Source organism: Burkholderia sp. RF2-non_BP3, assembly GCF_001522185.1.
Classification (GTDB): Bacteria; Pseudomonadota; Gammaproteobacteria; order Burkholderiales; family Burkholderiaceae; genus Burkholderia; species Burkholderia diffusa.
Window position 1 is genome coordinate 219,921 of sequence record NZ_LOSU01000070.1, and the last position, 7,570, is coordinate 227,490.

The 7,570-nt window shown below is 66.0% G+C and carries 5 protein-coding genes; 4 read left to right on the top strand and 1 reads right to left on the bottom strand.

Features of this window, described 5'->3' with window-relative positions; all coding sequences use genetic code 11:
- Positions 1-68: 68 nt before the first annotated feature.
- A complete protein-coding gene (gene uvrA, locus WS45_RS31750; protein WP_059526073.1) occupies positions 69-2,954 on the bottom strand; it encodes an excinuclease ABC subunit UvrA in 2,886 nt (961 codons plus the stop codon).
- Between the two features lie 275 nt (positions 2,955-3,229).
- On the opposite strand from uvrA, the gene WS45_RS31755 reads away from it, so the two are divergent.
- The 4 genes from WS45_RS31755 (at position 3,230) to phaP (ending at position 7,237) form a co-directional block, all read left to right on the top strand.
- Positions 3,230-4,417, top strand: coding sequence for an MFS transporter (locus WS45_RS31755; protein ID WP_059451442.1), 1,188 nt, complete (start codon positions 3,230-3,232; stop codon positions 4,415-4,417).
- Positions 4,418-4,520: 103 nt separating this feature from the next.
- Positions 4,521-5,078, top strand: a complete 558-nt coding sequence (locus WS45_RS31760) for a single-stranded DNA-binding protein (RefSeq protein WP_059703363.1) — start codon at positions 4,521-4,523, stop codon at positions 5,076-5,078.
- 350 nt (positions 5,079-5,428) lie between these two features.
- Positions 5,429-6,193 carry a ParA family protein gene (locus tag WS45_RS31765; protein WP_059526069.1) on the top strand — a complete coding sequence of 255 codons (765 nt, stop codon included), beginning with the start codon at positions 5,429-5,431 and terminating at the stop codon, positions 6,191-6,193.
- 462 nt (positions 6,194-6,655) lie between these two features.
- Positions 6,656-7,237, top strand: a complete 582-nt coding sequence (gene phaP, locus WS45_RS31770; RefSeq protein ID WP_059526067.1) for a TIGR01841 family phasin — start codon at positions 6,656-6,658, stop codon at positions 7,235-7,237.
- Positions 7,238-7,570 lie beyond the last annotated feature (333 nt).

The following is a 7,570-nucleotide window of genomic DNA, read 5'->3' on the forward strand; positions in this document are numbered from 1 at the left end:
GATGAGGCCGGCGCCGCCGCGGGCGCCGGACGCGCGCGGCCGGCAGCCGCGCGCGGGAACGGAAAGTGTCAGCCGGCCGCCGCCTTGCGGGTCGGACGCTTGAGCAGCGGCGCGAGGTACTTGCCGGTGAAGCTCGCCTTCGTCTTCGCGACCTGCTCGGGCGTGCCCTGCGCGATGATCTGGCCGCCGCCGGCGCCGCCCTCGGGGCCGAGGTCGATCACCCAGTCGGCGGTCTTGATCACGTCGAGGTTGTGCTCGATGATCACGACCGTGTTGCCCTGATCGCGCAGCCGGTGGATCACTTCGAGCAGCAGCGCGATGTCGTGGAAGTGCAGGCCGGTGGTCGGCTCGTCGAGGATGTACAGCGTGCGGCCCGTGTCGCGCTTCGACAGCTCCAGCGACAGCTTCACGCGCTGCGCCTCGCCGCCCGACAGCGTCGTGGCCGACTGGCCGAGGCGGATGTAGCCGAGGCCGACGTCGAGCAGCGTCTTCAGCTTGCGGGCGATGACCGGCACCGCGCTGAAGAATTCGTACGCGTGCTCGACCGTCATGTCGAGCACTTCGCTGATGTTCTTGCCCTTGTACTGCACTTCGAGCGTTTCGCGGTTGTAGCGCTTGCCGTGGCACACGTCGCACGGCACGTAGACGTCCGGCAGGAAGTGCATCTCGACCTTCAGCACGCCGTCGCCCTGGCACGACTCGCAGCGGCCGCCCTTCACGTTGAACGAGAAGCGGCCCGGATCGTAGCCGCGCTCCTTCGCGGTCGGCACACCCGAGAACAGCTCGCGGATCGGCGTGAACAGGCCCGTGTAGGTCGCCGGGTTCGAACGCGGCGTGCGGCCGATCGGCGACTGGTCGACGTTGATCACCTTGTCGAAGTGCTCGAGGCCTTCGATCGCCTCGTGCGGCGCCGGCTCGGCCGACGAGCCGTACAGATGGCGCGCGACCGCGTGGTACAGCGTGTCGTTGATCAGCGTCGACTTGCCGGAACCCGACACGCCGGTGATGCAGGTCAACAGGCCGACCGGCAGCTCGAGATCGACGTGCTTCAGGTTGTTGCCATGCGCGTCGACGATGCGCAGCATCCGCTCCGGATCGGGCGCGATCCGCTCGTCCGGATACTCGATCGTGCGCTTGCCGACCAGATACTGGCCCGTCAGCGATTGCGGGTTCGACTGCACCTGCTTCGGCGTGCCTTCGGCGACCACCACGCCGCCGTGCTCGCCCGCGCCGGGGCCCATGTCGACGACGTAGTCGGCCGTGCGGATCATGTCCTCGTCGTGCTCGACGACGATCACCGAGTTGCCGAGGTCGCGCAGGTGCTTGAGCGTCGCGATCAGGCGGTCGTTGTCGCGCTGGTGCAGGCCGATCGACGGCTCGTCGAGCACGTACATCACGCCGGTCAGGCCCGAGCCGATCTGCGACGCGAGCCGGATCCGCTGCGCCTCGCCGCCGGACAGCGTTTCGGCGCTGCGCTCGAGCGACAGGTAGTCGAGGCCGACGTTGTTCAGGAAGGTCAGGCGCGCGACGATTTCCTTGATCACCTTGTCGGCGATCTCGCGCTTCGCGCCGTCGAGCGACAGGCCGTCGAAATAGCCGAGCGCGTCGCGCAGCGGCCAGCCGCTGATTTCATAGATGCCGCGCGCGTAGTCGCCGGTGCCGACCCGCACGTGGCGCGCCTCGCGGCGCAGCCGCGTGCCGTCGCACGACGGGCACGGCTGGTTGTTCTGGTATTTCGCGAGCTCTTCGCGCACCGCGACCGAATCGGTTTCGCGGTAGCGGCGCTCGAGGTTCGGGATGATCCCTTCGAACACGTGCTCGCGGATCGTCGTGCGGCCACGCTCGTTGATGTACGAGAACGGGATCGTCTGCTTGCCCGAGCCGAACAGGAGCACCTTGCGGATCTTCTCCGGCAGGTCCTCGAACGCGGCGTCGATGTCGAATTCGTAGAACGCCGCCAGGCTCTGCAGCATCTGGAAATAGAACTGGTTGCGGCGGTCCCAGCCCTTCACGGCGCCCGCCGCGAGCGACAGCGACGGGTGCGCGACGACCCGCTTCGGATCGAAGAACGTGATCTGGCCGAGGCCGTCGCATTCCGGGCACGCGCCCATCGGGTTGTTGAACGAGAACAGGCGCGGCTCGAGCTCCTGCAGCGAGTACGAGCAGATCGGGCACGCGAACTTCGAGCTGAACAGGTGTTCGCGGTCGGTGTCCATTTCCAGCGCGATCGCGCGGCCGTCGGCGAGGCGCAGCGCGGTCTCGAACGATTCGGCGAGGCGCTGCTTCATGTCCGGGCGCACCTTCAGCCGGTCGACCACGACGTCGATCGTGTGCTTGTCGTTCTTCTTGAGCTTCGGCAGCGACTCGACCTCGAAGATCTTCGCGACGCCCTCGTTCGCGGTGCCGCCGCCCGAGCGCACGCGAAAGCGGACGAAGCCCTGCGCCTGCATGTCCTCGAACAGCTCGGCGTGCTCGCCCTTGCGGTTCGCGACGACGGGCGCGAGGATCATCAGCTTGGTTTCCTCGGGCAGCGCGAGCGCCGCGTCGACCATCTGCGACACGCTCTGCGCCTCGAGCGGGATGTCGTGGTCGGGGCAATACGGCGTGCCGACACGTGCGAACAAAAGTCGCAGGTAGTCGTGGATTTCGGTGACCGTGCCGACGGTCGAACGCGGGTTGTGGGACGTCGCCTTCTGCTCGATCGAGATCGCGGGCGACAGGCCCTCGATCAGGTCGACGTCGGGTTTCTCCATCAGTTGCAGGAACTGGCGGGCGTACGCGGACAGGCTTTCGACGTAGCGGCGCTGGCCTTCGGCATAAAGGGTGTCGAACGCGAGCGACGACTTGCCCGACCCTGACAACCCGGTAATCACGATCAGCTTGTGGCGCGGCAGGTCGAGATTGACGTTTTTCAGGTTGTGGGTGCGTGCCCCACGGATACGGATCTGTTCCATGAACCTGGCGAAAATGGAGGGAACCAAACCTGCTACTATAACGGCTTTTCGAGGCCGTCGTTGGGGGTCCCCAGCCTTTGCAGCAGCTGGCAGCAAGGCGGTTCAACGCCGGGGAAGCGGCCGCGCCGCACGGCTCGAGGCGGCCCGCGGGCAGCCTGCGTGACGTCCCGGAAAGCAGTCCCGGAAAGCGCCTGCCAGGCCCGCCGGGCCGGTGGCCCTGATCTTCCGCCGCCCGCCGCCGGGCGGACATTCCGATCATTCGAAATTCATTCCCGATGTCCAATCCGTCCGCCACGTCTTCCCGCATGAGTGCGCCCGAACTGCGCGCGACCACGTCGCTCGCGGCGATCTTCGCGCTGCGCATGCTCGGCCTGTTCATGATCATGCCGGTTTTCTCGGTCTACGCGAAAACCATCCCGGGCGGCGACAACGTGCTGCTCGTCGGCATCGCGCTCGGGGCCTACGGCGTCACGCAGTCGCTGCTGTACATCTTCTACGGGTGGGCGTCGGACAAGTTCGGCCGCAAGCCAGTGATCGCCACCGGCCTGCTGATCTTCGCGCTCGGCAGCTTCGTCGCCGCGTTCGCGCACGACATCACGTGGATCATCGTCGGCCGCGTGATCCAGGGCATGGGCGCCGTGTCGTCCGCAGTGCTGGCGTTCATCGCCGACCTGACCTCCGAACAGAACCGCACGAAGGCGATGGCGATGGTCGGCGGCTCGATCGGCGTGTCGTTCGCGGTCGCGATCGTCGGCGCGCCGATCGTGTTCCACTGGGTCGGGATGAGCGGGCTGTTCGCGATCGTCGGCGTGCTGTCGATTCTCGCGATCGGCGTCGTGATGTGGATCGTGCCCGATGCGGCGAAGCCCGTGCACGTGCCGGCGCCGTTCGGCGAGGTGCTCCACAACGGCGAGCTGCTGCGCCTGAACTTCGGCGTGCTCGTGCTGCACGCGACGCAGACGGCACTGTTCCTCGTCGTGCCGCGCCTGCTGGTCGACGGCGGGCTGCCGGTCGCCGCGCACTGGAAGGTCTACCTGCCGGTGATGGGGCTCGCGTTCGTGATGATGGTCCCGGCGATCATCGTCGCGGAAAAACGGGGCAAGATGAAGCCGGTGCTGCTCGGCGGCATTCTGGCTATCCTGATCGGCCAATTGTTGCTCGGCAGCGCACCGCATACCATCCTGATTGTGGCGGCGATCCTGTTCGTGTACTTCCTCGGCTTCAACATCCTGGAAGCGTCGCAGCCGTCGCTCGTGTCGAAGCTCGCGCCCGGTTCGCGCAAGGGCGCGGCCACGGGCGTCTACAACACCACGCAATCGATCGGGCTCGCGCTCGGCGGCATCGTGGGCGGCTGGCTGCTGAAGCACGGCGGCGCAAACACCGTCTTCTATGCATGCTCGGGGCTCGTGGCGGCGTGGCTTATAATCGCGGCCAGCATGAAAGCGCCGCCGCGCAAGGCCTGAACCCTCTTTTCGGGCAGGCACCGGCGGCGCTCGCCGGCTTGCCCGGCGGGCCGCTCCGACGACATTCGCGGGCGGCCCGGCATCGAATTTACTGGAGAAACACATGGCATCCGTCAACAAGGTCATCCTCGTCGGCAATCTCGGCGCCGATCCTGAAGTCCGTTACCTGCCGAGCGGCGACGCGGTTGCGAACATCCGTCTCGCGACGACCGATCGCTACAAGGACAAGGCAAGCGGCGATTTCAAGGAAATGACCGAGTGGCACCGCGTCGCGTTTTTCGGCCGTCTCGCCGAAATCGTCAGCGAATACCTGAAGAAGGGTTCGTCGGTCTATATCGAGGGCCGTATCCGCACGCGCAAGTGGCAGGGCCAGGACGGCCAGGATCGCTATTCGACCGAAATCGTCGCCGACCAGATGCAGATGCTCGGCGGCCGCGGCGGTTCGGGCGGCGGCGGCGGTGGCGGTGGTGACGAAGGCGGTTACGGCGGCGGCTACGGTGGTGGTGGTGGCGGCGGTCGCGGCGGCGAACAGATGGAACGCGGCGGTGGCGGCGGCCGTGCCGGCGGTGCGCCGCGCGGCGGTGCAGGCGGTGGTCAGAGCCGTCCGAGCGCGCCGGCAGGCGGCGGTTTCGACGAGATGGACGACGATATTCCGTTCTGACGGAACGTCGGCATCCCGCACCGGAATGGGCCCGAATGTCCGAGTCAAGCGAATCGCTTGGCACGGGCCTTCGGGTCTTTTTTCGTTTACGCCCCGCGCCCCGGAGGCCGGCCGTGGCTGACGCGCTTCCCCCCGCGCGGCGAACATCTCGCAGGCTTCACGCCGACGAAATCGCGCCGAGTGACCGCAACTGCTGAACAGGACTGGATCCCCGCGATAACGGACCGATGGAGCGGGCCCGGCAACCGTCATGCGTCAGAGCCGCTGCCGCGCATCTGACCTATGTCACGCGGCCGCCACGATTGACCGGCTAAGCTCGTTCTTTCGACGTTTCGATCGAAGGAGACACCATGCGGCGGGTCGTGTTCAACCAGAAGGGCGGTGTGGGCAAGTCGACGATCGTCTGCAACCTGGCGGCGATCAGCGCGAGCGAAGGGCTGCGCACGCTCGTCATCGACCTCGACGCGCAGGCGAATTCCACCCGCTACCTGCTCGGCGATCGCGCGGCCGACGCGCATCCCGGCGTCGCCGAATTCTTCGAGACCGCGCTGACGTTCAACTTCCGGCCGGTCGACGTCGCATCGTTCATCCATCCGACGCCGTTCGACGGGCTCGACGTGATGCCCGCGCATCCGGACCTCGACACGCTGCACGGCAAGCTCGAGTCGCGCTACAAGATCTACAAGCTGCGCGATGCGCTCAACGAGCTCGACACCTACGATGCCGTCTACATCGACACACCACCCGCGCTGAACTTCTACACGCGCTCGGCGCTGATCGCGGTCGAGCGTTGCCTGATTCCGTTCGACTGCGACGACTTCTCGCGCCGGGCGCTGTACACGCTGCTCGAGAACGTGAAGGAAATCCAGCAGGACCACAACGCGGCGCTCGAGGTCGAAGGGATCGTCATCAACCAGTTTCAGCCACGGGCGAGCCTGCCGCAGCGGCTGGTCGACGAGCTCGTCGAGGAGGGGCTGCCGGTGCTGGCGTCGCGGCTGTCGGCGTCGGTGAAGATCCGCGAGTCGCATCAGCAGTCGACGCCGGTGATCCATCTCGAGCCGGCGCATAAGCTCGCGCAGGAGTTTCGCGCGCTGCATCGCGAACTGGTCGGGTGAGGGGCGGGCGTCGTCGCACGTCCCGGCGATTTATATACGATCATTGAATTCGTCATTAATAATCCCGGGAACGATTTCAAAATAAATCTGGAAAAACGATTACATAAGCATCCGCCCCATTTTCAATGCGCGCCCTTTTTCTAATAATGGGAATAATGGCGGGGGTAAATGTTGCGGTGGCTGCGGTGGGTTATCCTGTAAAAAGGTAAAAATCATTGCCGGACAAGGCGTTGCGACACGACCCTATTACGAGCGCGCACTGTCGTGGAGCAGGCGCTTCGGCTGCTAAGGGTTTTCACCTAGCATTAATGCAATTTAATTGACAATTAATCCATCTAAAATGGCCATCCTCAACTCTTCGCAGTCAATCGTGCCCGAGGGTTGTGAATAAGGAAGCAGGCCCTCGATCTGCCTTCCATTTTCTTTACGTCGTCTCTCGCATTGCCAACAGGAGCGTGCCCGATGTCCGTATTTGCCCCCGAAAAATTCGCCGCCGATTATCAGTCCGGAATCGCCGCGTGGTTCGCGATTGCCCGCCCGGCAATCAATGGTTTCGAGGCAGTCGTCGAACTCAACCTGCAAGCGGCCAAGACGGCGCTCGAGGAATACGAGGACAAGCTGAAGAACGCGTTCAACGCGAGCAACCCGGCGGCAGGCTTCGCGCAGCAAGTCGCCGCACCGCAGGAAGCCGCCGGCAAGGCCGTCGCATACGGTCGCCATCTGTTCGATATCGCGGTGTCGACGCAGGCAGAGTGGGCGAAGGTTGCCCAGGCTCAGTACGAACAGAACGACAAGCGCGTGAAGGAAGTGGTCGGCGAGCTGACGAAGCATGCGCCGGCGGGTTCGGGCGCCGTGGTCGCCGCGCTGAATTCGGCGCTGTCCGCGGCGACGGCCGCGGCCGACTCCGTGCGTGCAGCGACGGGGCAGGCGATCGAGGCCGCACAAAGCGGTTTCGACGCGGTCAGCGAAACGACGGCCCGCGGTGCCAAGCAGACCGCCGCCGCCGCTCGCAAGGAAGCCGCTTCGCGCGAATCGGCTGCATGAGCGCGTGTCGCGCGCAGGCGCGACACTGATTGAGCGGCGCCGGCGGGCGCCGGCCGCCGCGTGTGCCGCGCGGCGATCGGCGTACGTCCGGTTCGCCGCAGCGTGCCCGGACGCGGTCGAGGCGGGCGGATGCGCGGCGCGCTGCGCGCGCGAGCGTGCAACCGCATCGCCGGCCGCATGGCGCTCGCGCGCCGCCGCCGCGCCGTACCGGCGCGCAATACGGATCGACCCACTGATTTCAACGCAGGAAGAGAACATGACGGACGTAGTGATCGTATCGGCCGCGCGGACCGCGGTCGGCAAATTCGGCGGCTCGCTCGCGAAGATCGCGGC